Here is a 23772-nt window from a genome sequence, read left to right as displayed (position 1 = left end):
AATTATAGACCCTCCGTCATTTCTTTATAGTATTTTGCCACTCTTTCGCGGCGGCAATGTTCACCAACCACAATTGCTTTAATTCGGTCACAAGCTAATTCAACTTGATCGTTTTCTACAACATAGTCATAAGCGTCCATCATTTCGATTTCTTCTTTCGCTACAGTTAAACGATTTTCAATAACATCTTCAGTTTCTGTACCACGGCCGACAATTCGGTTCTTTAGTTCAGATAAACTTGGAGGTGCTAAGAAAATAAATACACCTGCTGGGAAGGCTTTCTTAACTTGAATTGCTCCTTGCACTTCAATTTCTAAGAACACATCTTTTCCTTCTTGTAACGTTTTTTCAACATAATCAATCGGTGTTCCGTAATAATTACCAACGAACTCAGCCCATTCAAGTAACTTTTCATTACGAATCATTTCTTCAAATTCTTCTCTCTCTTTAAAGAAATAATCCACACCATCTACTTCACCTTCACGCGGTTTACGTGTCGTTACTGAAATAGAGTACTGAAAACGTGTGTCTTCATGGCTAAACAGCTCTTTTCGAACCGTTCCTTTCCCGACACCAGAAGGTCCCGAAAGAACGATGAGCAATCCTCTTCTACTTCTCATAAATATGTAAAACCTACCCTTCCTCACTTAAATCTTCTTTATTATTCAAACGATGTGCAATCGTCTCTGGCTGAATTGGACTTAATACTACATGCCCATCATCCATAACAATAACCGCCCTTGTTTTTCTCCCATACGTAGCATCAAGCAAAGCATTATGTTCACGCGCTTCCTGTACTGTCCGTTTAATAGGAGCTGACTCCGGACTTACAATAGCAATAATTCGATGAGCAGATACAATATTTCCGTATCCAATATTTAAAAACCGCATGGCCATAGTTTGCGCCTCCTAGTAAGTCTATCCGATTTCTCCACCACGTATAACTTTATATATTTTTTGAAAGCTACTCAATATTTTGTACTTGTTCACGAATTTTTTCAAGGTTATTTTTCATTTCTACGACATATTTTGAAATTGTTAAGTCATTTGCCTTAGAACCTATCGTATTAACTTCCCTATGCATCTCTTGCACGATGAAGTCCATTTTCCTTCCAACAGGCTCTGTAATTTGCAATGCTTCACGAAATTGATCTAAATGACTTTGTAATCGAACTAATTCTTCGTGAATATCTGAACGTTCTGCAAATATTGCTACTTCTGTCAACAATCGTTGTTCATCTAAATCTTGATTATGTAATTCTTTTAAGCGATTTTCTAATCGTTCACGATATTTTTGTGTAACAATTGGTGCATGTGGAATAATTGCATTTACACAATTATGAATCTCTTGCAAACGATATGCTATATCTTTATGTAATCGTTCTCCTTCACCATCTCTCATCGTTTTCAACATATGAGCAGCTTGGCGAACAGCCTCATATAAACCGGTTTCAAATTGTTCATTTACATTTTCTATTTCTTCAACTGCCGTTACTTCTGGCATTCCCATTAGTTGCCCGAGTGTAATAGAATCTTGTAATTGAAATTTCCCTTTTATATCTTCCATAATGGATTGGTACTGCTTGAGAAGTTCCCAATTCACAGTTAATTTTCTTTCAACAAGCCCTTCACCTGTTATACTAATAGACACTTCAATACGTCCACGGCGAACTTGCTTTGCAATTATTTTACGAATCTTGTCTTCAAACGCCATCATTTGCTTCGGAAGCCGAATACTCATTTCTAAAAAACGATGGTTCACCGACTTCATTTCTACTGTTATTTGAAAAGTATCGTTTTCTACCTTCGATCTTCCAAATCCTGTCATACTACAAATCATCTTTATCACATCCAAGCCATGAAATAACTCAATGAAAAAGGCAATAGAGACAAGGCTCTACTACCTTCTGTAAATTATATCATATTTTCATATCATTGACTATTTCAAGTTTAATCCCTTCTTATATAACAGCGGCTTTTTCTTTTTCCCCTTTTTTCTTGTTAATAAGGATCCTACTAATAAGAAGGTCGGAATAGATGATAATCCTCCAATTAACAACCAATCTCGTGCTTGTATCGGCATTGTGCTAAAAATCGGCTGTAATGGTGGATAATATATAACTACAAGCATTAACAGTAAAGAAATAATAACCGCCCCTACTAAATATATATTTCCAAACGGGTTGCGGTGAAATATAGAATGTTCACTACGACAATCAAATACATGAATAAGCTGAGCCAGTACTAATGTTGCGAAGGCTACCGTTTGTGCATACTTCAATTCATTCGGATGCTGGTTAAATGCAATAATAAACGCTACTAATGTCACTGCTCCGATTAGAAAACCACGACTTATAATTTTCCACGCAAGCCCTCTAGCGAACACCCCTTCTTTCGGATGGCGTGGTGTTCTCTTCATCACATCTCCTTCAGCCTTATCCAAACCTAATGCCATCGCTGGTAAACCGTCAGTAACTAAGTTCACCCATAAAATTTGAATTGGAACCATCGGCAATGGCAGTGCAAGTAACATCGCAAATAACATAACTAAAATTTCACCAACGTTAGATGCTAACAAATACCGAATAAACTTCCGAATATTTTCATATATGTTTCTACCTTCTTTAATCGCCGATTTAATCGTAGCAAAGTTATCATCTAACAACACGAGTGACGAAGCTTCTTTTGCAACATCTGTCCCTGTAATTCCCATCGCAATCCCTATATCAGCTGTTTTAATAGCTGGAGCATCGTTCACTCCATCACCTGTCATAGCTACTATATGTCCCTTATTTTGCAGCGCCTTAACGATTTTCAATTTATGCTCAGGAGACACACGAGCGAATACATACGTATCTTCTACAATATCTTCTAATGCCTCTACATCCATATTCGCAAGTTCTACACCTTCAACAACGCGTCCACCCGCCGGTAAAACCCCTAGCTGTTCCGCAATTGCCATTGCCGTCACTTTATGATCTCCCGTAATCATTACCGTTCTAATACCAGCTTCTTTACACTCTTTCACCGCTTGCGCCACTTCTAGTCTTGGCGGATCTATCATTCCTTGTATTCCAACAAGCATAAAATCCTGCTCGACTTCTCTTTCATGTTCAATTGAATCTGTAGCTTTTAGCGGTTTAAATGCCACCGCAATCGTTCGTAAAGCTTGACTTCCTAAACTATGAATCGCTGCCTGCACTTCTTTTCGATACATTTCACTTAAAGGCTGCTGCTTATTTCCCCACAAAATTGTTTGACTCATTTGCAAAAGAACATCTGGTGCTCCTTTTGTAATAACAAATTTTTTACCCTCACAATCACGAACGATAACGCTCATCATTTTTCTAGTTGAATCAAAAGGAAATTCACGAATGACTTCAAACTTTCCTTTAAGAGCTTCACGTGATATTCCCGCCTTCATTGCAGCAGCAACGAGAGCTCCCTCTGTTGGATCTCCATCTAACACATACGTCTTTTTCTTTTGAATAACATTCGCATTATTACATAAACAGCCAAATGTAAGTAGTTGATACAGTGATTTCGTCTTAGTAGGGTCAATTACTTCTTCACCTTTCATAAACGAACCTGTTGGCTCATAGCCTTGACCTGTTACTTTCCACAATTCTCCGCCTGACCACATATGTGTTACCATCATTTTATTTTGTGTCATTGTTCCTGTTTTATCTGAGCAAATAACAGAAGCACAGCCTAACGTTTCTACAGCTGGCAACTTTCGCACAATTGCCCTCTTTTTAATCATACGCTGTACACCAAGTGATAGCGCAACCGTAACGATAGCTGGCAATCCTTCTGGAATAGCTGCAACAGCAAGCGAAACCCCAGCCAAAAACATGTGATACACTTCATTCCCTTGATATACACCAGCTAGTACAACAAGAGCCGTCAAAATAAGAGCAACAATAATTAAAATTTTTCCAAGCTGTTCTAATCTTCTTTGTAATGGCGTTTCCATTTGCTCAGCATTTTGCAACATATTTGCAATTTGCCCCATAGCTGTATTCATTCCAGTTGCTACGACTACCCCTGTTCCAGCACCTCTCGTTATCATCGTCCCCATAAATGCCATGTTTTTTTGATCACCAATTGAAACATCTTGACCTTGTAACGCATCTACCTTCTTTTGTACAGGCAATGACTCTCCTGTAAGAGCCGATTCTTCAATATATAAACTTGAAGATTCCACAAGGCGAACATCCGCGCCAATACGGTCACCACTAGAAAATTTAATAATATCACCTAGTACAAGCGCTTTTGACGGCGCTTTTATCCACTTCCCATTTCTTAGTACAGTAACTTGAGGAGCTGCCAATTCTTTTAAAGCTTCCAACGATTTTTCAGCTTTCCTCTCTTGGAAGAAACCGAGGACACCATTAATAATAACAATTGCAACAATTGCAATCGAATCAATATACTCTCCTAAAAAAGCTGAAATAATTGTAGCACCAAATAAAACAAGTACCATAAAATCTTTAAATTGCGCTAAAAACACCATAAGCGCAGAAGGCCGCTTTGCTTCTTGCAATTCATTTGTACCAAATTTCTTTAATCGGCCCTCTGCTTCTTGCTCTGTAAGACCTACCTCCACATTCGTATTCGTTCTTTCCTCCACTTCATGTGCTCGCATTTCATACCAGTTCATCCTGCCATCGACCTCCTGATTCCAGACATACTCTAATGAAAGCTTATTCAGCCTCGTCCAAAAAAATGCTATAATTAACTTTTAGTTAGAAAGGAGTGTTCATTCATGGCATTCGATGGATTATTTACAAGAGCAATTACACATGAAATTGCAAATTCTCTTCAAACAGGAAGAATTTCAAAAATATATCAACCCTCAAAATATGAAGTTTTATTACATATTCGAGCAAACGGAAAAAACCAAAAACTAATTCTTTCATCTCACCCTACATATGCGCGTATGCACTTAACAAATCAAAACTACAATTCACCAGCGCTACCGCCGATGTTTTGTATGCTTCTTCGCAAACATTTAGAAGGTGGATTTATTGAAAAAATTGAACAAATTGACTTAGAACGTATTATTCAAATTACAGTCCGCAGTCGCAATGAAATCGGTGACGAATCAGTAAAAACATTAGTAATCGAAATAATGGGACGACACAGTAATATTATCTTAGTAGATACGAAAACAAATGTTATTTTAGATAGCTTAAAACACGTTTCTTTAGCGGTAAACCGACATCGTACTGTATATGCTGGAGCTGAATATGTTGCCCCACCGGCACAACATAAAGTTAATCCGCTTCTTATCGAAACAGAAGATGATTTTATTAAACCGCTAGACTTTTTATCTGGCAACATGGACAAACAACTTGTCGGAGCATTCATGGGAATTTCCCCATTATTTGCAAAAGAAGTTGTAAAAAAAGCAGGTATGGCAAATGAAAAAGCATTATCTGAAGCTTTCTTCAGCTTGCAAAAACCATTGCTAACACATCAGTACGTGCCAGCAATGATAACAGCAAATGGAAAAGAGTTCTTTTACCTATTCCCTCTTTCTCACTTACAAGGAAACGAAAAAACATTTTCATCTGTTAGTGAATTATTAGATCGTTTCTTCTTTGGTAAAGCAGAGCGCGATCGTGTAAAACAACAAGCTCACGATTTAGAACGCTTTATGCAAAATGAAAAAACAAAAAACGAAAAGAAGCTAATTAAACTAGAAAAAACATTACAAGATGCCGGAAAAGCAGATAAATATCAACTATTTGGAGAGCTACTTACAGCCAATATGTACGCTTTGAAAAAAGGTGATAAAGAGATAGAAGTCGTTAACTATTACGACGAAAATGGTGGGACTGTAAAAATCACATTAAATCCTTTAAAAACACCATCTGAAAATGCACAACGCTATTTCCAAAAGTACCAAAAAGCGAAAAATTCAGTTGCTATTGTAGAAGAACAAATCGTAAAAACAAATGAAGAAATCCTTTATTTCGATAGCTTACTTCAACAAATGGAGGTTGCTTCTTCAAAAGATATTGAAGAGATTCGTGAAGAACTGACCGAAGAAGGTTATGTACGTAATCGTAAGAAGAAAAACACAAAGAAAAAACCGACAAAACCAGTATTGGACAAATATTTAGCTAGTGATGGCACAGAAATTTTCGTCGGTAAAAACAATAAGCAAAATGATTATTTAACAACGAAATTCTCCCGTCGTGATGAAATTTGGTTACATACGAAAGACATACCTGGGTCCCACGTTGTCATTCGTTCTCTTGAACCTACGGAAGAGACTTTACAAGAGGCCGCTAAAATCGCTGCTTATTACAGTAAAGCAAAAGATTCTAGTTCTGTTCCTGTAGATTTCACAAAGGTACGCCATGTCAAAAAACCGAGCGGTGCAAAACTTGGATTTGTTACATATGACAATCAACAAACATTATATGTAACACCAGATGCTGATACAGTAATGAAATTAAAAGCGTAAATTAAAAAATGCGTTGCTTGCTAGCAACGCATTCTTTAATTTAGTTCATATATCCATTAACTAATTCGTAACATCTTTCTTTTGTCATCTTATATTTCTCTTCCGAAGCCTCTATACGTCTCATCGTTCCATTATTTGGATCTGTACCAATCGCTGTAACTTTACTTTCTTTTTCTTTAACCCATGCAATCTGTTTTGTTTTTAATGACTGAAATGCATCAGCTGACATCGTATTTTTTAATGTACTGTAAATTTCATTTAGTTTATTATCCCATAGTTGATAATTTCCTTCTATTTCATTTACTATGTCATTTGTTGACATAACATTTGTATGTTTTTCTTCGTTTTCTAGAGCAACTAACTCATTTAGAGCCTTAGTTTTACCTAATACTGAAGAAGATTCTTTTTTTGGCTGCTTCTCTTCTTTTGAACTAGTATACGTACTGGAATCATTTCCCTTAGCTGTTTCTTGCTCTTGAATAAAATCTTGTTTCGTTACCTTTTCTTGCTCTTCATCATCTACATTGTGAGTAATAACAGATGTTTGGGCATCCACAGCAACTACTCCGTTACTTTCTTTAAAAATATATTTCTTATTTCCACTATTCTCTTCTCTAACGAAAGAGACATTCTTGAAACCTTGAACTCTAAGAATTTCGTTAGCTTCTTCTTTAGTTAACTTTAAATCTACTGGCGTATTTGATGACCATTTATCCATTAACCATTTTCCATCGGTATAAACTAAAACAAATTCCCACGTCTCCGCTTCATTCCCCATATCATTTGCAAGGATAAGCGTCTCAATCTTTAAAACATCATTTTTCTGTGAACAAGTTATTCTCACGTCTGGCTCAATATGAATTGGGAATGGCAACATATCCGTCTCTCTAGACCTATTAAATGTGTCAAGCGACTTAGGAAGCTGATTTTCTACAAACTTATCTGTAACTAATCCCTTAACTCCTTTTTTCGCTGTCTCCATATCTCCAGGATTATTTCGGCTCCATCCATTTTCTTTTTCCATCTCACTAAAAGCGTTTGCTATCCTATCTACGCTCTTTCGTACAATCTTTTTCGCTTCTTTTCCTGTCACTTCTGGTGCTTCATCAAGCTGTTCAATCTTTTCATTTACTTGAACTTTGTTTTCACTTTTTTCACAACCTGCTAGAACAAACATACTAACTACCAAGCAAAATGACATTACTTTACTTAATTTTTTCATATACTCACATTCCTTAATCCTATTTATTCGTTACGTATCCCTATCTTCGAGAGAAACCCAACAATTACCTATTGTATCAATAATTTTTTATTTATATATTAATTTTTATATTAAAATAAATAATAAATGTAATGTTATTTTCAAATATACACTCTAAACATCGCTTATCCTTTTCTTTCCTAACTTCGATATTCCAAAAAAATTTGACATTATTTTCTCGTATTTGTATAAATTTTTTTACAGTGTGTAAAAAAATCGATTCGATGTTCTTTTCATTTGCTCACTAATATTTTGAAGCAATCCGTAGTTTTCAAATAGTCCTTCCCACAAATAGCGGACAGAACTTTACCTTCCCTTATATATATTCCCCACTATCCTTTCTCTAAAGTTAACTTTTGGCACGCTATTTGCTTTATTCAATACTGTGAAAAGGGGGAAATTAACATGACTTTAAGAATTAATAAAATCCAAAATCAACTACAAAAATATGAAATTGACGGATTACTTATTACCAAAAAAGAAAATCGCCAATATGCAACAGGCTTTACAGGTAGCGCTGGCGTCGTCTTAATCTCTGCGGATAAAGCTGTTTTTATAACTGATTTCCGCTATGTAGATCAAGCGAAATCACAAATAAAAGAAGCTAAAATTATTATGCATAAAGGAAATCTAGAAAAAGAAATCGCAAATCAAGTATCGAAATTAAACATTCAAAAACTTGGAATTGAAGAAAATAACATGACATTACAACAATATAAAAACTTACAAAAATACATACATGCGGAAATGGTGCAAGTGTGCGAAATCATCGAAGATATTCGCATTATTAAAGACACACCTGAAATAGAAACAATGAAAATTGCGGCTAATATTGCTGACGAATCATTTCACCACATCCTTACGTTTCTAAAGCCAGGAATAAGTGAGACTGATGTCCGAGATGAATTAGAATTTTTCATGCGAAAGAAAGGGGCTACATCCTCATCATTTCAAATTATTGTAGCTTCTGGCGTTCGCTCTTCACTTCCTCATGGCGTTGCATCGAATAAAATAATCGAGCACGGCGATATCGTTACATTAGATTTCGGTGCACTTTATAACGGGTATTGTTCCGATTTAACACGTACTGTAGCGATTGGCGAACCATCGGAAGAATTCAAAGAAATATATAATGTTGTATTAGAAGCATTAAAGCGTGGAACTGCAGCCATTAAACCTGGAGAAACTGCGAAAAGTATCGATGATATAACGAGAGATTACATTACAGAACATGGATACGGTCAATATTTCGGCCACTCTACTGGTCATGGGCTTGGGTTAGAAATTCATGAACCTCTCCGTCTATCCCAAGAAAGTAAGGCTACTTTAGAAGAAGGTATGGTTGTTACAGTTGAACCAGGTATTTATATACCAAACTGGGGCGGGTGTAGAATTGAAGATGATATTGTCATCACAAAAGAGGGCTATGAGGTTATTACAAAGGCAAATCGGGAACTAATTGTCATTCCCTGTTAAAAATCATGAACTTTTTAACAGGAGTTTTTTCATAACTACTTTAAGTGGTTTCACGTATTTGAAGATGAGATCAACCATCGCGGACAAATTCGTTTAGTTAAAAAGATGCAAAAAGCTCATTCAGTAAAGTAAGAAAATGCCACCGAATAAGGTGGCATTTTCTTTTATTCATTAACGAATAACTTTTCGTTTACTTTTTTAGCGACTACCGCTACCGATATTAAAATGCATATTAAATATAGCAATTTCGCAATAAATAACCACCCTTGAAACATTACAATTCCATCTATTATCTCATTTCCTTTCAATAACAAAAACGGAATCGTACTAATTATAATGACAAACTCGATGCTGAAAACAATTTTCTTTTTTCGACTATATGCTTTCCATTCATCCCAGCGATACATAGGAGCAAAAATCAATACTCCTATACATAATATTACTGGTACCCATTCACTTTTAAGAAGTTGCCCCGAAATAACTGATAATAGTAAACAAACGAGCACACCATAATACCGATACGATAAACTTAACTAAATCTATACAATTCAATCAAATTTATACAAGTTAGTGCTTCATCGTGTTCTCGCACCCCCGAAGGGACGAGGGGTATAACACTCCACACGAGGCAGTATCGTTACCTCCTATTATCAAGCATTTATTTTACCCATCTTGATAAATTTATCGACACATTTACATCCCTATCGTGATGGCTATTGCACCCAACACAACGCCACTCACGTATTTTTAAACTCCACTGTCCTTCTGGTTGAACTGAATGGTCGTATTTTACTCCGCAACATGAACAAATCTTGCTTGAGGCGAACCATTTATCAGCTTTTACATACTCAATGCCATACTTCTCGCACTTGTATGACAAACATTGAAAAAAGAAGTTTAATTTTTGAAATGAAAATGCTTTCGATAGTTTTTTGTTTTTTAACAGGTTTGAGATAGGTAAGTCTTCCACAACAATTCTCATTGGTTTGGTTTTCACCAATTTAGCTGTTGCTTGATGGATATGGTTATTTCGGATATTCGTAATTTTCCTAGATAACCGCAGGTGCTCAGTTTTAGCTTTTTCATATCCGGCAGATTGAATTTTTACACCTTTTTTAAATCTCCTAGACATATCTCTCTGTGCTGACTTTTTCCTTTTCAAAAGTTTTTTAACCTTGGCATCTTTGTTTATATTTCGTTCTTTCATACCATTAGAAGCTACAAAAAGCTCTTTTACACCAACATCCACACCAATCGACTCATCGGTTAGTTCTTGTGATTCAAAGTCTTCTTGGAACCCTACACTAATCCACCAGTGACGACCATCAAATGTAACTCTTGGATTGGATAGTTTTTTGTTTCTTGGTAGTTGTTGGCTTGCTTTCACTTCTCCAATAGACTGAATATGAACTACTTTCTTTCCTATAATCAGTCTTTCATAATTGGCATAAAATCCTTGAATTAAATCTTTTTTAGATTTATAAGAAGTGTGATAACCATTTTTGTACTTTTCGAACGAATTTTTCCTCGCCTTATCAAAATCTTTTGAAGCCTGTTTGGGAACTTGTGCGTTGATGTCATTTAACCACTCATATCGCTTTCGCTTCTTGATCTTTGTAAATCGTTTCTGTAAAGCTAACTGTGAAACAGATTTTCCAAATAACTTATAGTATCTATCACTCATTTTTTTACAATAGTTATAAGCGAATCTTGCAGCACCAGCATGGTTTCTAAGCACTTTTTCTTGTTCAGGCGTTGGAATCAGTCTGACTTTCTTCGCCAATATCATCAGAATTTTACTCCTTTACTGTGCGATTATTCGGCACTCACCTTTCAGATAATGAAAGATTTGTTCTTCTGAATAGTAGCGTGTTCCACCAGCATTCTCCTAAGACTACTAGGATACAAACCTGTTAATTCCGATACTTGACTAACTCGTAAAAATTTCATTATTATTCTTACCTCATTGAATCCAATATTGCACATACGTTCAGTGTATTCAATGAAGTTTGATAGATTCAATAAAATTTATCTCGTTCAACTAAGGGCGCAATTCCTTGGCCAGTTCTCTTATGAACTTCTCATGTTTTCACATGAGCGCAGACTATATGTTTATCTCTTTAGGGATAGAGGATTTTCCCATCACCATAGGCTTGTGATATACTCTCGTCAGTTATACGAGATAGTCGTTGAACGTTCATCTTATCAATTTTGACTTAGACGATTCGATGCGGAAGACCCATTATTCTAGTGTTTAGGATTTAACCGTGCACGATCTGATTGATTTTTTCTGCTTTCGCGACATTCACGCTCGCCATTTCTAGCCACGTTGTAGTTCAATCAGCTTTAGGGATTGCCCGCAGTTAACCCTCACTACTAGCCAATCACTTGACTAGCAGGGCTTACTGATATATTTAATTAACTTTAGTTATAATTGGTTAAATAAATCGTAACAGTTAGTTACCCTATTTTCTCTCTCATTCGTACTCCCCCATTCTACTTCTCCTTTAATATGTAACTTGCTATTCTTATCATGACTCTTAGAAAAATAACGACTACAATTACAAGATAAAGACCTTTCGCAGAAGACATCCAATCTTGAAAAATAGACATTTTCTCCATTTGCTTTTGGCCCTCTATTAAAATAACCCCTACGACAAATGAACAAACAACAATGATACCTATCATAATTCCAATACCTTTCTTACCATGTTGTTTCATGTCATCCCAACGATATAACAGTATAAAAACAAACCCGAGAACAGGTATGATACTTATCCATTCATTGTTTGTAAGCAGATTTAAAATGATTAATAGACTACAAGATATGATAAATCCCCAAAATCTAATTTCTTTGCGCATAAGCCCTTCTTTAATTCCATTTTTAGGGTTAATTGTATTGTAACATCCATTTATTGTTCTTACCATTACAGTACATGAAATTTCACTTTTTTTCTTTTTCCTATCCTCACATACTTTCACTGCTTCCATACAATGAACTACACGAATGCCTAAAGGATGTGAATGTTATGGGAGTTGAATTAACGCTTTTACATGCTCTCTATATTCTTTGTTTACTCACTATTATTACCTTTTTTATTTTTAGAAAAGATACGACGATCATTTGTATCGTTTTTATCTTTTTATTAGCATTAACCGCTACAAGTTCTATCCCTCTTGCCATTAGTGGTATCTTTCAAAGTTTCATTTACGCCATTACCGAACTATTACCAACTATATTAATCATCTCCATTATCGTATCAATGAGCAACCTACTCGTTCATACCGGCATAAATGATACGATGATTTCACCATTTACAAAGATGATTCGTACACCTGCACATGCCTACTGGATTATCGGTCTTTTAATGATGACAATTTCCTTTTTCTTTTGGCCTTCTCCAGCTGTCGCCTTAATGGGGGCCATTTTATTACCAGTCGCTGTACGCGTCGGCCTTCCGCCAATTGGAGTCGCAATCGCTATGAACTTATTCGGACACGGCATCGCCTTATCTGGTGACTTCGTTATTCAAGGTGCACCGAAATTAACTGCAGATGCTGCTGGTCTTCCTGTTTCCAGCGTTGTTTCAGCCAGTGTTCCCCTCGTTATCGTTATGGGTATTGTGACAACTTCCGTCGCATTTTTCTTCTTACGAAAAGAATTTCATACAGGCTTATCTATACAAGAATCTATTCCATCAACTGAGTCTTCTAAAACGCTCACTTCATTATCTCCTCAGACAAAAAAATGGCTCGCTATTTGTATTCCGATCGTATATGCCATAGATATTCTTTGCATGATTCAATTTAAACTACAAGGAAGCGATGCAACTGCACTTATCGGCGGGACGACTGTTATTATGATTATCATTATTTCTCTCATCGCCTACAAAGGTAATGGACTGAATAAAACGACCGATTATTTTATAGAAGGGCTCCAATTTGGATTTAAAATCTTTGGTCCAGTTATCCCAATTGCTGCACTCTTTTATTTAGGAGATAGCGGCTTTGTGAAAATTATCGGGGACTATTTACCGAAAGGTTCACATGGAATCATTAACGACTTAGGAATCGCCTTATCTCAAATTGTTCCTTTAAACCAATATGTATCGGCAGGAACATTAACTATCGTTGGTGTCATAACAGGCTTAGATGGATCTGGCTTTTCCGGTATATCACTTACTGGTTCGATTGCCAATCTTTTCGGAACAGCACTTGGGCATGGAACAGCTACATTAACAGCACTTGGGCAAATTGCAGCAATCTGGACTGGCGGTGGCACTTTAATTCCTTGGGCGCTTATTCCTGCCGCTGCCATATGCAAAGTAGATCCTTTTGAACTTGCGCGCCGAAACTTTTTACCAGTTGTGATTGGCTTAATCGTCACCACGATCGTTGCGATGTTTATTCTATAGCGTAAGCGAGTATTCTCTTGCTTACGTTTTTCATTGTGAAATCAATCATTTATTACTGACTTTCAAAAGGGATTATGTATATGTTAGCGAAGTTATATTAGGAGAGTATTTATTTCAAAACGTTTACGAGAAACAGATTACTTCAATTAGAAAAGGGGACATAACTATGAATGAATTGATTTTTGTCTTATTAATTTGTCCATTACTTATCTTTATCGTTTCTGTTATTGGAACACGTAGAACGAGAACGTACTATGTAATGCCAATTGTAACGTTTGCTAGTTTTTTAATAGTAGGTGCTATCGCCTTCCCTCCAAAGTTTTTCTTTTGGGTCGGTATGTATAGTATCTTCTCATTTATTATTTCTTATATGACTCTATTGTTTGTGAGAGGATATGAAGTTGCAGAAAACAATAAGTAGTTATTAGTGAGGAGATTGTACTATGATTTTCTTTGATATCGATGGAACTTTACATAAAATTTTAGCAATGATATAAAAAAGACGACCGCGTTCCCCCGCGGTCGTCTTTTTTCGTGTTACGCTGTAATCCAAGCTTCATTTGCTGGATTTTTACGCCACTCTTGTAATTTTTTCGTTTCAGCTTGTCCGATCATACCTTTTTCTGCTGCAACTTCAGTTAATGCACTGTAATCACTTAAAGAATATGATGCTACGTTTGCTGCTTCTAGTTTCTCTTTTCCTGACTCAAGCTCGTATGTGAAGATTGATACGATTCCTAATACTTCACAGCCAGCTTCGCGAAGTGCTTCTACACATGTAATTGCACTACCGCCAGTTGAAATTAAGTCTTCTACTACTACTACTTTTTGACCTTTTTCAGCTTTTCCTTCGATTCGGTTCCCTTTACCGTGACCTTTTGCTTTACTACGCACGTAGCACATTGGTAAATCCATACGATCGCTTACCCATGCAGCGTGCGCAATACCAGCAGTTGCTGTTCCTGCAATAACTTCTACAGTTGAGAAGTGCTCTTTAATTAACTCTTCTAATCCAGCTGCAATCGCTTGGCGTACTTTTGGATAAGATAAAGTTAAACGATTATCACAATAAATTGGTGATTTTATACCAGAAGACCAAGTAAATGGGTCATTCGGTTGTAAAAATACTGCTCCAATTTCTAATAAATGCGATGCGATTTCTTTTTTCATACTGTTACACCTTCCCACTGTTGTTTTACTGTTTTATACGCTTCAAGCGGATTTTCTGCTTTTGTAATACTCCGTCCAACTACGATGTAGCTTGAACCAAGTTCCCTCGCACGTTTCGGTGTTGCTACGCGCACTTGGTCATTTACGTCATCGCTTGCAAGACGAATCCCCGGTGTTACTGTTACAAATTCATTTCCGCATACTTCACGTAATTTTGGTACTTCAAGTGTTGAACAAACAACTCCATCAAGTCCACTTTCTTTCGTTAATTTTGCATAATGAGCAACCGCTTCTTCTAACGTTTTCTCAATGCCAATCTCTTTTTTCATCATAGCTTCCGAAGTGCTTGTTAATTGTGTAACTGCAATACAAATCGGTCTCTCTTTTCCTTCTTGCTTACCTTCCTCTAATCCCTCAATCGCAGCTTTCATCATACTGCTTCCCCCAGCAGCATGAACATTTACCATATCTACATCTAGACTAGCTAGGCTACGCATAGCGCTTTTTACCGTATTCGGAATATCATGAAGTTTTAAATCTAGGAAGATTTTATGTCCTTTTTCTTTTAAGTACGTAATAATTGCAGGACCTTCTTTGTAAAACAACTCCATACCAACTTTGACAAATAACTCTTCCCCTTCAAAGTGGTGTAAGAATTGTTCTACCTCTTGTTTCCCTGGAAAATCTAGTGCAACGATTAACGACTGTGACATGTTTGCTTCCAGCTCCTTCCTTGACATTCCGAAATATGATCAAATCCTAATTCATCTAGTAATGCTGGTAATTCTTCAATAATTGTCGGACATACGAACGGATCGATAAAGTTCGCCGTTCCAACTGCGACCGCGCTTGCGCCCGCATAGAAGAATTCAATTACATCTTCCGCTGTTTCAATACCACCCATTCCGATGATCGGAATGTTAACCGCTTGACTTACTTCATGTACCATACGAATTGCTACTGGCTTAATCGCAGGCCCTGATAGTCCGCCCGTACGGTTTGCTAAAATTGGTTTTGCAGTTTTTAAATCTAGACGCATACCAAGCAATGTATTAATCATCGTTAAACCGTCCGCACCCGCATTTTCAATTGCTTTTGCAATTTCCACAATGTTTGCCACGTTCGGTGACAATTTCACATATACCGGTACTTCAGAAACCTCTTTTACTCGCTTCGTTAAATCAGCAGCAATTTCAGGATTTGTACCAAAAGCGATACCACCCGTTTTTACGTTTGGACAAGAAATATTTAATTCTAGCGCATGAACATTAGGTGCCTTTGAAATCGCCTTCGCAACCGCTACGTAATCCTCAGCTTGTGAACCCGCAACGTTTGCAATAATCGGAAGATCAAATTGCTCGAGAAAAGGTAATTCAGAATTCATTACCTTTTCTAATCCAGGATTTTGAAGCCCGATTGCATTTAGCATTCCGCCTGGTGTTTCAGCAACACGAGGCGTTGGATTTCCATAACGAGGTTGTTCTGTTGTCGCTTTAATCATAATTGATCCAAGTACACTTAAATCATAGAACTGTGCATACTCACGACCAAATCCGAAGCAACCAGATGCTGGGATGATTGGATTTTTTAATGATAACCCTGGTAATTCAACTTGCAATCTGTTCATAGTACAACCTCCCCGATTGGAAATACTGGTCCGTCGCTACACACCTTCTTGTAAGAATGCCCACTCGGATCTGCTTGCAAATGGCATACACATGCGAAACATGCTCCGATACCACAGCCCATACGTTCTTCTAATGAAATGTAGGCTTTTCTCTCCTTATAGCGTCCTTCTAATGCACGAAGCATCGCTAAAGGTCCACATGAGTAGAGAATGTCAAAGTCAATTCCATAGCTATCGATTACATCTGTTACAAACCCTTTTGTACCATGTGTACCATCAACTGTTGCAACATACGTATCACCAAGTTCTGCGAATTTCTCTTCATAGAAGACAACATCTTTCGTTTGGAAACCTAAGATGTGAATAACGCGTACTCCTTTTGCTACAAGACGCTGTGACAATTCATATAGTGGTGGTACACCAATTCCCCCACCAACTAATAGAGCCGTTTGTCCAGGTTCCGCTTCTTCTACAGGAAATCCATGACCAAGTGGTCCTAACACATCTACAAGTTCACCTTGTTTTCTTTTCGCTAATGTTTTTGTCCCTTGTCCTTCCGCACGATATAGCATTGTAAATTCGTTCTTGTCTTGATCGACATTACAAATACTAATTGGGCGGCGCAGAAGGGGCGTAATGCCCTCTGCTACCTTAATGTGTACAAACTGCCCTGGATCGTTCATTTGCTGCACTAAATCCCCTTGAAGCACTAATTCGTAAATGTTTTTTGCGATTTCTTTTTGGTTAACGACGATCATATTTTGCTTTTGCATCATGCATGTACCACCTCGTGACGCTTCGTTTGCGTAATTTCTTTCATTGAATGAGCTGAGAATGTCATAGATTCTAATACTCTCAAGATTGCTCTCGTTGTATCAAGTGATGTTAAGCAAGCCACACCATTTTCTACTGATTCACGGCGAATGCGGAAACCATCACGCGCTGGTTGTTTTCCTTTTGTTAATGTATTGATTACAAACTGCGCTTTCCCTTGACGGATAATATCAAGTAAGTTGTAGTCTTCAGAATCAATTTTGTTTACAACTTGCACCGGAATGTTTTGTTCTGTTAGCGATTGTGCTGTTCCTGCTGTTGCTAATAAGTTATAGCCGATTTCATGGAAGCGTTTTGCAATTTCCAGCGCTTCTTCTTTATCTTTATCCGCTACAGTGATGATTACTGATCCGTGCGTTGGAATGTTAATTCCTGAAGCAACAAGTCCTTTATATAATGCTTTTTCAAGCGTTAAATCTTTACCCATTACTTCCCCTGTTGATTTCATTTCAGGCCCTAATGTTGTATCAACTGAGCGTAGTTTCGCAAATGAGAATACCGGTGCTTTTACATACACTTCCTTCTCTTCTGGGTGATAGCCAGTTCCATATCCTTGTTCTACAAGGTTTTGACCTAAAATAACTTTCGTTGCGATATTTGCCATCGGTACGCCTGTAATTTTACTTAAGAATGGTACTGTACGGCTCGCACGTGGATTTACTTCAATTACATACACTTCATCTTTGAATACTACAAACTGAATGTTTAGTAATCCAACAATGTTTAAACCTTTTCCAAGCCCAATTGTATGTTCAATAATTTGTTCTTTTAGTTTTTCAGATAAGCTCTGTGGTGGATATACTCCAATTGAATCCCCAGAGTGAACTCCAGCGCGTTCGATATGTTCCATAATACCTGGAATGAATACATTCTCACCGTCTGAAATTGCATCTACTTCAATTTCTTTACCAACCATATAACGGTCGATTAATACTGGGTGATCTGCGTGAACTTTAACCGCATTTTTCATGTAGTGCAGTAATTCTTCTTGACGATATACGATTTCCATCGCACGTCCACCTAGTACGTAAGATGGTCTTACTAATACTGGGTAACCAATTTTGTCAGCGATCGCTACTGCTTGCTCTACAGTCGTTGCTGTTTTACCAACTGGTTGCGGGATACCAAGCTTTGTTAAAGCTGCTTCAAACTTATCACGATCTTCTGCACGGTCTAAATCTTCAAGTGATGTTCCTAAGATTTTTACACCGTGTGCTTCTAATTTAGCCGCTAAGTTAATTGCCGTTTGTCCACCGAACTGGACGATAACACCTTCTGGCTTTTCTAAATCGATAATGTGCATTACATCTTCGATTGTTAATGGTTCAAAGTATAATTTGTCAGAAATACTGAAGTCTGTTGAAACTGTTTCTGGGTTGTTATTAACAATGATTGCCTCATATCCAGCTTCTTTTATTGCCCATACAGAGTGAACTGTTGCATAATCAAACTCAACACCTTGACCAATACGGATTGGACCAGATCCTAGTACAACTACACTCTTACGATCTGTTACAATCGATTCATTCTCGTCACCATATGTGCTGTAGTAGTATGGTGTTGCAGATTCAAACTCTGCCGCACAAGTATCTACCATCTTATAAACAGGAGTCATATTGCTTTCTTTACGCATATCGTAAATTTCTCGCTCTGTTTTGTTCCAAGCATTGGCGATGTAATGGTCACTGAAGCCCATTTCTTTAGCAGATTGTAACACTTCCATATTTCCTACATTCGCTTTTACTTCGCGTTCCATGTTTACGATATTTTCAACTTTTTGTAAGAAGAAGAAGTCCATTTCACACCATTCGTTGATTTCTTCTTTCGTTACACCTTGACGGATTGCTTCTGCTACAACGAACAGACGCTCGTCATCAGCTTTTATAATACGCTTTTTCATCGTTTCTTTATCAAGCTCTTTTAAGTGGTCTAACTCTAGGTGATAAACGCCAAGCTCTAAAGAACGAATCGCTTTTAATAATGATTGTTCTAAGTTACGTCCGATTGACATAACTTCACCAGTTGCCTTCATTTGTGTACCAAGTGTTCTGTTTGCTGATTCAAACTTATCAAATGGCCAACGTGGAATTTTTGAAACAATATAGTCTAATGCTGGCTCGAAGCAAGCGTATGTTTTTTGTGTTACTGGGTTTATAATTTCATCTAATGTTAAACCGACTGCAATTTTCGCCGCTAGCTTCGCAATTGGATATCCAGTTGCTTTAGATGCTAGTGCAGACGAACGACTTACACGCGGGTTTACTTCGATTACATAGTATTGGAAGCTATGTGGATCAAGTGCAAGCTGAACGTTACATCCACCTTCAATTCCTAATGCACGAATAATTCTTAATGAAGTGTTTCGTAACATTTGATACTCACGGTCACTTAATGTTTGGCTCGGTGCTACAACGATAGAATCACCTGTGTGAACCCCAACCGGATCGATATTTTCCATGTTACATACTACAATCGCGTTATCATTCGAATCACGCATTACTTCATATTCAATTTCCTTACAACCGGCAATACTCTTTTCTAATAAACATTGTGTTACTGGACTATGTTTTAATCCACCTGATACGATTTCAATTAGTTCTTCTTCATTATTACAGATTCCGCCACCTGTTCCCCCCATTGTAAATGCTGGGCGAACAATAACTGGATAACCAATTTCTTTTACAAATTCATGTGCTTCTTCCAGCGTATGAATAATCGTGCTAGATGGAATTGGTTCATTTAATTCCTGCATTAATGTACGGAATAAATCACGATCCTCTGCTTGCTCGATTGCTGATAATTTTGTTCCTAAAATTTCAACTCCGCACTCTTCAAGTATGCCTGATTTCGCAAGTTCAACCGCCATGTTTAGGCCTGTTTGACCACCTAATGTTGGTAGGAGTGCATCTGGACGTTCTTTACGAATGATACGGCTTACGAATTCTAATGTTAATGGTTCTATATATACTTTATCTGCTGTTGCAGTATCTGTCATAATTGTTGCTGGGTTAGAGTTAACAAGGATTACTTTGTAACCTTCTTCTCTAAGAGATTGACAAGCTTGTGTACCAGAGTAATCAAACTCTGCTGCTTGCCCAATTACAATTGGTCCTGATCCGATTACTAAAATTGTGTTAATGTCTAGGCGTTTTGGCATAACTCTTCCCCTTCTTTCTTGAAGTTTTCAATCATTGCTAAGAAATCTTCGAATAAATCATTTGCATCTTCTGGTCCTGCAGAAGCTTCTGGATGGTATTGTACTGTAAATGCTGGGAACTTCGTATGACGAAGACCTTCTACTGTTCCATCATTTAAAGCAACATGTGTAATTTCCAGTTCTGTATTTCCAACTGATTCTTCTTCTACTGCGTAACCATGGTTTTGAGATGTAATTGCTACTTTTCCAGTTGTAAGATTTTTTACTGGATGATTTAAACCACGGTGACCGAATTTTAACTTACTTGTATTCGCACCAGATGCCAGGGCGAACAATTGATGTCCTAGGCAAATCCCGAATAAAGGAACTCTACCAATAATTTCTTTTAACATTTCAATTGCTTCTGGTACATCTTTTGGGTCCCCAGGTCCATTACTTAACATAATTCCATCTGGGCTAAGGCGTAGAATTTCTTCTGCTGTTGTATTGTAAGGTACAACAATTACATCACAATCACGCTTATTTAATTCTCGTAAAATACCATGTTTCATTCCGAAGTCTACAAGTACAACTCGGTGTCCACGGCCTGGACTTGGATATGGATCTTTTGTTGATACGCGTTTCACATGATCTGTAAAGACAGTTGCTTTCAATTGGCTAACGATTTCCTCTACATCCACATCCATATTGCAAAGACGTCCGCGTAAAGTTCCATATTGACGAATTTTTCTTGTTAATTTTCTCGTATCAATTCCTGCTAATCCTGGGATATTTCTTTCTTTCAAGTAATCATTTAACGAAATTTCATTACGGAAGTTTGATGGGTGATCACAAATTTCGTTTACGATTAAACCATTTACAGATGGGTGAATTGATTCAAAATCATCACGGTTAATGCCGTAGTTTCCGATTAATGGATACGTAAATGTTACGATTTGACCGCAGTATGATGGATCAGATAAAGTTTCTTGATATCCAGTCATCCCAGTTGTAAATACAACCTCACCTGACTTTTCTATTTCTCCTCCGAAACCTTTTCCAATTAATACTGTTCCATCTTCTAAGATAAGTTGTCTTTTCATACTAATGCACTCTCCTTTTGCCATGCGATCTTACCACCAACGATTGTCATAACCGGCCAACCTTGGCATTTCCAACCTGCGAATGGTGTGTTTTTTCCTTTTGATAAGAATGTTGTTGGATCAATTTCTTCTTCCTGTTCTAAATCGATAATTGTAATATCAGCTGTTCTACCTTCTGTTAGGCGCCCTGCTTCTAAACCGAATGTGTCAGCTGGTTTTTCTGTTAAGAATTGAATCAGTTGCTCTAATGTAATGATTTCTTTTTTCACAAGGTTTGTATATAAAAGCGGGAATGCTGTTTCAAAACCAGTAATTCCGAACGGTGCTCTTTCAATCCCTTGCGCTTTCTCTTCTGCAGTATGCGGTGCATGGTCAGTTGCGATCATATCAATTGTTCCATCTAATAGTCCTTCAATTAACGCTGCATGATCTTCTTTTCCTCGAAGCGGTGGATTCATTTTAAAGTTAGGATCAGCCGATGGGATATCATCTTCACATAATACTAAGTGATGCGGTGTTACTTCTGCTGTTACTTTAATTCCCGCGCGTTTCGCGTCACGGATTACACGTACAGATCCTTTTGTACTTACGTGACATACGTGGTAGTGACAATTTGCAGCTTCCGCAAGTAGTATATCCCTTGCAATATGTACGGATTCACATACTGATGGGATACCGTTTAATCCGTGTTTCTCAGAAAACTTCCCTTCATGTACACATCCTTTATTAATAAGTGTGTTCTCTTCACAGTGTGCAACAACTGCCATTTTTAATTTCGATGCACGCTTCATTGCAGCTAACATCATGCTTGCATCTTGCACGCCTACGCCATCATCAGTGAAAGCAAACGCTCCAAGTTCTTTTAACGTTTCAAAATCGGTCATTTCAGAACCTGCTTGACGTACTGTAATTGCTCCATATGGTAATACATTTACATGTGCTTTTTCTTTAATACGCTTTTGCAGGTCTTCCATATGTTCTCTGCAATCTGGTACTGGGCGTGTGTTTGGCATTGCGCAAATTGTAGTAAATCCACCTTTTGCTGCTGCAAGTGTTCCTGTTTCAATTGTTTCTTTATGTTCACCACCTGGTTCACGAAGATGAACGTGTACATCTACTAATCCAGGTGCCATTAACTTTCCATTTACATCGATTACTTCAGCATTATCTGCCGTAATATTTTCTGCTACCTTCGCAATTTTACCGTTTTGTACGAGAAGATCTGTTGCTACAATTTTTCCTTCTTCATTCATATAACGACCGTTTTTAAACAAATAATTCATGTTTCATTCCTCCTAATACATTTGGTAATGCGCGTTTTAGTACAGCCATTCTTACGTAGACCCCGTTTTCCATTTGCTTAAATATGCGTGAGCGTTCACACTCGACAAGTTCACTCGCAATTTCAACATCACGGTTTACAGGGGCTGGATGCATAATAATGCTTCCTTCTTTCATACGTTTTTCTCTTTCAACTGTTAACCCATGTTGCTCGTGATACTCTTTCATAATGTCTGTTTCATAATGGTCATGACGCTCATGTTGTACACGAAGTAACATCATCACATCCACTTCTGGAACAAGTTCATCTAAACTCTTGTACGTTCCAAATGTGTTCTCTTCATCTTTCCACTCTTCTGGGCTTGCAAAGTAAATTGTCGCGCCCAGTTTCGTTAATGCTTCTGCATTAGAACGTGCTACTCGGCTATGACGAACATCCCCAACTATTGCAATCTTCAAACCTTCAAATTTTCCAAACTCTTGTTTAATTGTTAGAAGATCCAGCAGACATTGCGTTGGATGATTTCCACATCCATCTCCAGCGTTCAAGATTGGGATATTCACCTGATCTTTTAATTCATCGAAGTAACGATCTTGCTCATGGCGGATGACTACCGCTTTTGTTCCGATTGATTCTAGTGTTCTTATCGTATCGTATAAAGTTTCTCCTTTTTGTACGCTAGATGCATCTGCGGAAAAGTCTAATACTTCAAGTCCTAATCTCTTCTCAGCAACTTCAAAGCTAAATCTCGTCCTCGTACTATTCTCAAAGAACAAGTTCGCAACAAATGTTTGCTCTGTCGTTTTTCTCTCTTTTCCATTCGCGAAATCTTCTGCGTCTTTTAGGATTTCTGAAATTTCTTGTTCCGATAATTCACTCATCGTTAACAAATGGCTCATCGTCATCCCTCATCTTTCTGTTTTTTATGATAACACCATTGAATTTATATAACAATAACTGTATAAAAATACCCTAGTCTTTGAGACTAGG

Annotated in this window: 20 protein-coding genes; 4 read left to right on the top strand and 16 right to left on the bottom strand. The window is 37.4% G+C overall.

Annotated elements, in window-relative coordinates; genetic code table 11:
• Positions 1-2: 2 nt before the first annotated feature.
• From gmk to JFU18_RS23720, 4 genes are all read right to left on the bottom strand, one after another.
• Positions 3-620 carry a guanylate kinase gene (gene gmk, locus JFU18_RS23735; protein ID WP_002014492.1) on the bottom strand — a complete coding sequence of 206 codons (618 nt, stop codon included), beginning with the start codon at positions 618-620 and terminating at the stop codon, positions 3-5.
• Between the two features lie 13 nt (positions 621-633).
• On the bottom strand, positions 634-897 hold the full coding sequence (gene remA / locus JFU18_RS23730; protein ID WP_001251456.1) for an extracellular matrix/biofilm regulator RemA: 264 nt from the start codon (positions 895-897) through the stop codon (positions 634-636).
• A 67-nt stretch (positions 898-964) separates the two neighbouring features.
• On the bottom strand, positions 965-1840 hold the full coding sequence (locus tag JFU18_RS23725; protein WP_002088227.1) for a YicC/YloC family endoribonuclease: 876 nt from the start codon (positions 1838-1840) through the stop codon (positions 965-967).
• A 99-nt stretch (positions 1841-1939) separates the two neighbouring features.
• Positions 1940-4663, bottom strand: a complete 2724-nt coding sequence (locus tag JFU18_RS23720; protein WP_201031681.1) for a calcium-translocating P-type ATPase, SERCA-type — start codon at positions 4661-4663, stop codon at positions 1940-1942.
• A gap of 105 nt (positions 4664-4768) precedes the next feature.
• On the opposite strand from JFU18_RS23720, the gene JFU18_RS23715 reads away from it, so the two are divergent.
• Entirely contained in the window at positions 4769-6478 is a 1710-nt protein-coding gene (locus JFU18_RS23715; RefSeq protein WP_002014489.1) for an Rqc2 family fibronectin-binding protein, read from the top strand.
• Between the two features lie 40 nt (positions 6479-6518).
• Here JFU18_RS23715 and JFU18_RS23710 read toward each other — a convergent pair whose 3' ends face one another.
• The gene (locus tag JFU18_RS23710) at positions 6519-7700 is read right to left on the bottom strand and encodes a lysozyme inhibitor LprI family protein (RefSeq protein WP_078206262.1); all 1182 of its coding nucleotides are present in this window, start codon (positions 7698-7700) and stop codon (positions 6519-6521) included.
• Between the two features lie 444 nt (positions 7701-8144).
• Here JFU18_RS23710 and JFU18_RS23705 point away from each other — a divergent pair, with 444 nt between their 5' ends.
• The gene (locus JFU18_RS23705) at positions 8145-9215 is read left to right on the top strand and encodes a M24 family metallopeptidase (RefSeq protein WP_201031682.1); all 1071 of its coding nucleotides are present in this window, start codon (positions 8145-8147) and stop codon (positions 9213-9215) included.
• Positions 9216-9379: 164 nt separating this feature from the next.
• Here the strand turns inward: JFU18_RS23705 and JFU18_RS23700 are convergent, their stop codons facing one another.
• The 3 genes from JFU18_RS23700 to JFU18_RS23690 form a co-directional block, all read right to left on the bottom strand.
• Positions 9380-9721 carry a YoqO family protein gene (locus tag JFU18_RS23700; RefSeq protein ID WP_201031683.1) on the bottom strand — a complete coding sequence of 114 codons (342 nt, stop codon included), beginning with the start codon at positions 9719-9721 and terminating at the stop codon, positions 9380-9382.
• Between the two features lie 152 nt (positions 9722-9873).
• Positions 9874-11004, bottom strand: a complete 1131-nt coding sequence (locus tag JFU18_RS23695) for an RNA-guided endonuclease InsQ/TnpB family protein (RefSeq protein WP_201034258.1) — start codon at positions 11002-11004, stop codon at positions 9874-9876.
• Positions 11005-11711: 707 nt separating this feature from the next.
• Complete coding sequence (locus JFU18_RS23690) at positions 11712-12143, bottom strand: YoqO family protein (protein ID WP_242483496.1); 432 nt, start codon at positions 12141-12143, stop codon at positions 11712-11714.
• A 101-nt stretch (positions 12144-12244) separates the two neighbouring features.
• Here JFU18_RS23690 and JFU18_RS23685 point away from each other — a divergent pair, with 101 nt between their 5' ends.
• Both JFU18_RS23685 and JFU18_RS23680 read left to right on the top strand, forming a co-directional pair.
• On the top strand, positions 12245-13630 hold the full coding sequence (locus JFU18_RS23685) for a membrane protein (protein ID WP_033731203.1): 1386 nt from the start codon (positions 12245-12247) through the stop codon (positions 13628-13630).
• Between the two features lie 166 nt (positions 13631-13796).
• The gene (locus tag JFU18_RS23680) at positions 13797-14051 is read left to right on the top strand and encodes a YbeF family protein (protein WP_002033769.1); all 255 of its coding nucleotides are present in this window, start codon (positions 13797-13799) and stop codon (positions 14049-14051) included.
• A 116-nt stretch (positions 14052-14167) separates the two neighbouring features.
• Here JFU18_RS23680 and pyrE read toward each other — a convergent pair whose 3' ends face one another.
• From pyrE to pyrB, 8 genes are read right to left on the bottom strand one after another with little or no spacing between them, the layout of a single operon-like run.
• Positions 14168-14800, bottom strand: coding sequence for an orotate phosphoribosyltransferase (gene pyrE / locus JFU18_RS23675; RefSeq protein ID WP_201034259.1), 633 nt, complete (start codon positions 14798-14800; stop codon positions 14168-14170).
• Positions 14797-15513, bottom strand: a complete 717-nt coding sequence (pyrF, locus tag JFU18_RS23670) for an orotidine-5'-phosphate decarboxylase (protein WP_000083510.1) — start codon at positions 15511-15513, stop codon at positions 14797-14799. Before pyrF ends, pyrE begins: the two co-directional genes overlap by 4 nt.
• A complete protein-coding gene (gene pyrD, locus JFU18_RS23665; protein WP_002088238.1) occupies positions 15498-16427 on the bottom strand; it encodes a dihydroorotate oxidase B catalytic subunit in 930 nt (309 codons plus the stop codon). Before pyrD ends, pyrF begins: the two co-directional genes overlap by 16 nt.
• Positions 16424-17203, bottom strand: a complete 780-nt coding sequence (gene pyrK, locus JFU18_RS23660; protein WP_137059239.1) for a dihydroorotate oxidase B electron transfer subunit — start codon at positions 17201-17203, stop codon at positions 16424-16426. The genes pyrD and pyrK overlap by 4 nt, the downstream gene beginning before the upstream one ends.
• Complete coding sequence (gene carB, locus JFU18_RS23655; RefSeq protein WP_201031685.1) at positions 17200-20418, bottom strand: carbamoyl-phosphate synthase large subunit; 3219 nt, start codon at positions 20416-20418, stop codon at positions 17200-17202. The genes pyrK and carB overlap by 4 nt, the downstream gene beginning before the upstream one ends.
• Positions 20403-21500, bottom strand: coding sequence for a carbamoyl phosphate synthase small subunit (locus tag JFU18_RS23650; protein WP_201034260.1), 1098 nt, complete (start codon positions 21498-21500; stop codon positions 20403-20405). The genes carB and JFU18_RS23650 overlap by 16 nt, the downstream gene beginning before the upstream one ends.
• Positions 21497-22783 carry a dihydroorotase gene (gene pyrC / locus JFU18_RS23645; RefSeq protein ID WP_201031687.1) on the bottom strand — a complete coding sequence of 429 codons (1287 nt, stop codon included), beginning with the start codon at positions 22781-22783 and terminating at the stop codon, positions 21497-21499. The genes JFU18_RS23650 and pyrC overlap by 4 nt, the downstream gene beginning before the upstream one ends.
• Positions 22767-23681 carry an aspartate carbamoyltransferase gene (pyrB, locus tag JFU18_RS23640; RefSeq protein WP_201050354.1) on the bottom strand — a complete coding sequence of 305 codons (915 nt, stop codon included), beginning with the start codon at positions 23679-23681 and terminating at the stop codon, positions 22767-22769. The genes pyrC and pyrB overlap by 17 nt, the downstream gene beginning before the upstream one ends.
• Positions 23682-23772 lie beyond the last annotated feature (91 nt).

The organism is Bacillus sp. TH22, assembly GCF_016651015.1.
GTDB classification, from domain to species: domain Bacteria; phylum Bacillota; class Bacilli; order Bacillales; family Bacillaceae_G; genus Bacillus_A; species Bacillus_A mycoides.
Note: the sequence above shows the minus strand (reverse complement) of the source record. Positions and strands in the feature narration are given on the sequence as shown.

Bases quoted from the DNA above. Each gene is read 5' to 3' on its own strand.
- JFU18_RS23650 (WP_201034260.1), bottom strand. From the start codon at position 21,500: ATGAAAAGACAACTTATCTTAGAAGATGGAACAGTATTAATTGGAAAA.
- pyrD (WP_002088238.1), bottom strand. From the start codon at position 16,427: ATGAACAGATTGCAAGTTGAATTACCAGGGTTATCATTAAAAAATCCA.
- JFU18_RS23710 (WP_078206262.1), bottom strand. From the start codon at position 7,700: ATGAAAAAATTAAGTAAAGTAATGTCATTTTGCTTGGTAGTTAGTATG.
- JFU18_RS23695 (WP_201034258.1), bottom strand. From the start codon at position 11,004: ATGATATTGGCGAAGAAAGTCAGACTGATTCCAACGCCTGAACAAGAA.
- pyrF (WP_000083510.1), bottom strand. From the start codon at position 15,513: ATGTCACAGTCGTTAATCGTTGCACTAGATTTTCCAGGGAAACAAGAG.
- pyrC (WP_201031687.1), bottom strand. From the start codon at position 22,783: ATGAATTATTTGTTTAAAAACGGTCGTTATATGAATGAAGAAGGAAAA.
- JFU18_RS23685 (WP_033731203.1), top strand. From the start codon at position 12,245: ATGGGAGTTGAATTAACGCTTTTACATGCTCTCTATATTCTTTGTTTA.
- gmk (WP_002014492.1), bottom strand. From the start codon at position 620: ATGAGAAGTAGAAGAGGATTGCTCATCGTTCTTTCGGGACCTTCTGGT.
- pyrK (WP_137059239.1), bottom strand. From the start codon at position 17,203: ATGATGCAAAAGCAAAATATGATCGTCGTTAACCAAAAAGAAATCGCA.
- remA (WP_001251456.1), bottom strand. From the start codon at position 897: ATGGCCATGCGGTTTTTAAATATTGGATACGGAAATATTGTATCTGCT.
- JFU18_RS23705 (WP_201031682.1), top strand. From the start codon at position 8,145: ATGACTTTAAGAATTAATAAAATCCAAAATCAACTACAAAAATATGAA.
- JFU18_RS23725 (WP_002088227.1), bottom strand. From the start codon at position 1,840: ATGATTTGTAGTATGACAGGATTTGGAAGATCGAAGGTAGAAAACGAT.
- pyrB (WP_201050354.1), bottom strand. From the start codon at position 23,681: ATGAGCCATTTGTTAACGATGAGTGAATTATCGGAACAAGAAATTTCA.
- JFU18_RS23690 (WP_242483496.1), bottom strand. From the start codon at position 12,143: ATGGTAAGAACAATAAATGGATGTTACAATACAATTAACCCTAAAAAT.
- pyrE (WP_201034259.1), bottom strand. From the start codon at position 14,800: ATGAAAAAAGAAATCGCATCGCATTTATTAGAAATTGGAGCAGTATTT.
- JFU18_RS23715 (WP_002014489.1), top strand. From the start codon at position 4,769: ATGGCATTCGATGGATTATTTACAAGAGCAATTACACATGAAATTGCA.
- JFU18_RS23680 (WP_002033769.1), top strand. From the start codon at position 13,797: ATGAATGAATTGATTTTTGTCTTATTAATTTGTCCATTACTTATCTTT.
- carB (WP_201031685.1), bottom strand. From the start codon at position 20,418: ATGCCAAAACGCCTAGACATTAACACAATTTTAGTAATCGGATCAGGA.
- JFU18_RS23720 (WP_201031681.1), bottom strand. From the start codon at position 4,663: ATGAACTGGTATGAAATGCGAGCACATGAAGTGGAGGAAAGAACGAAT.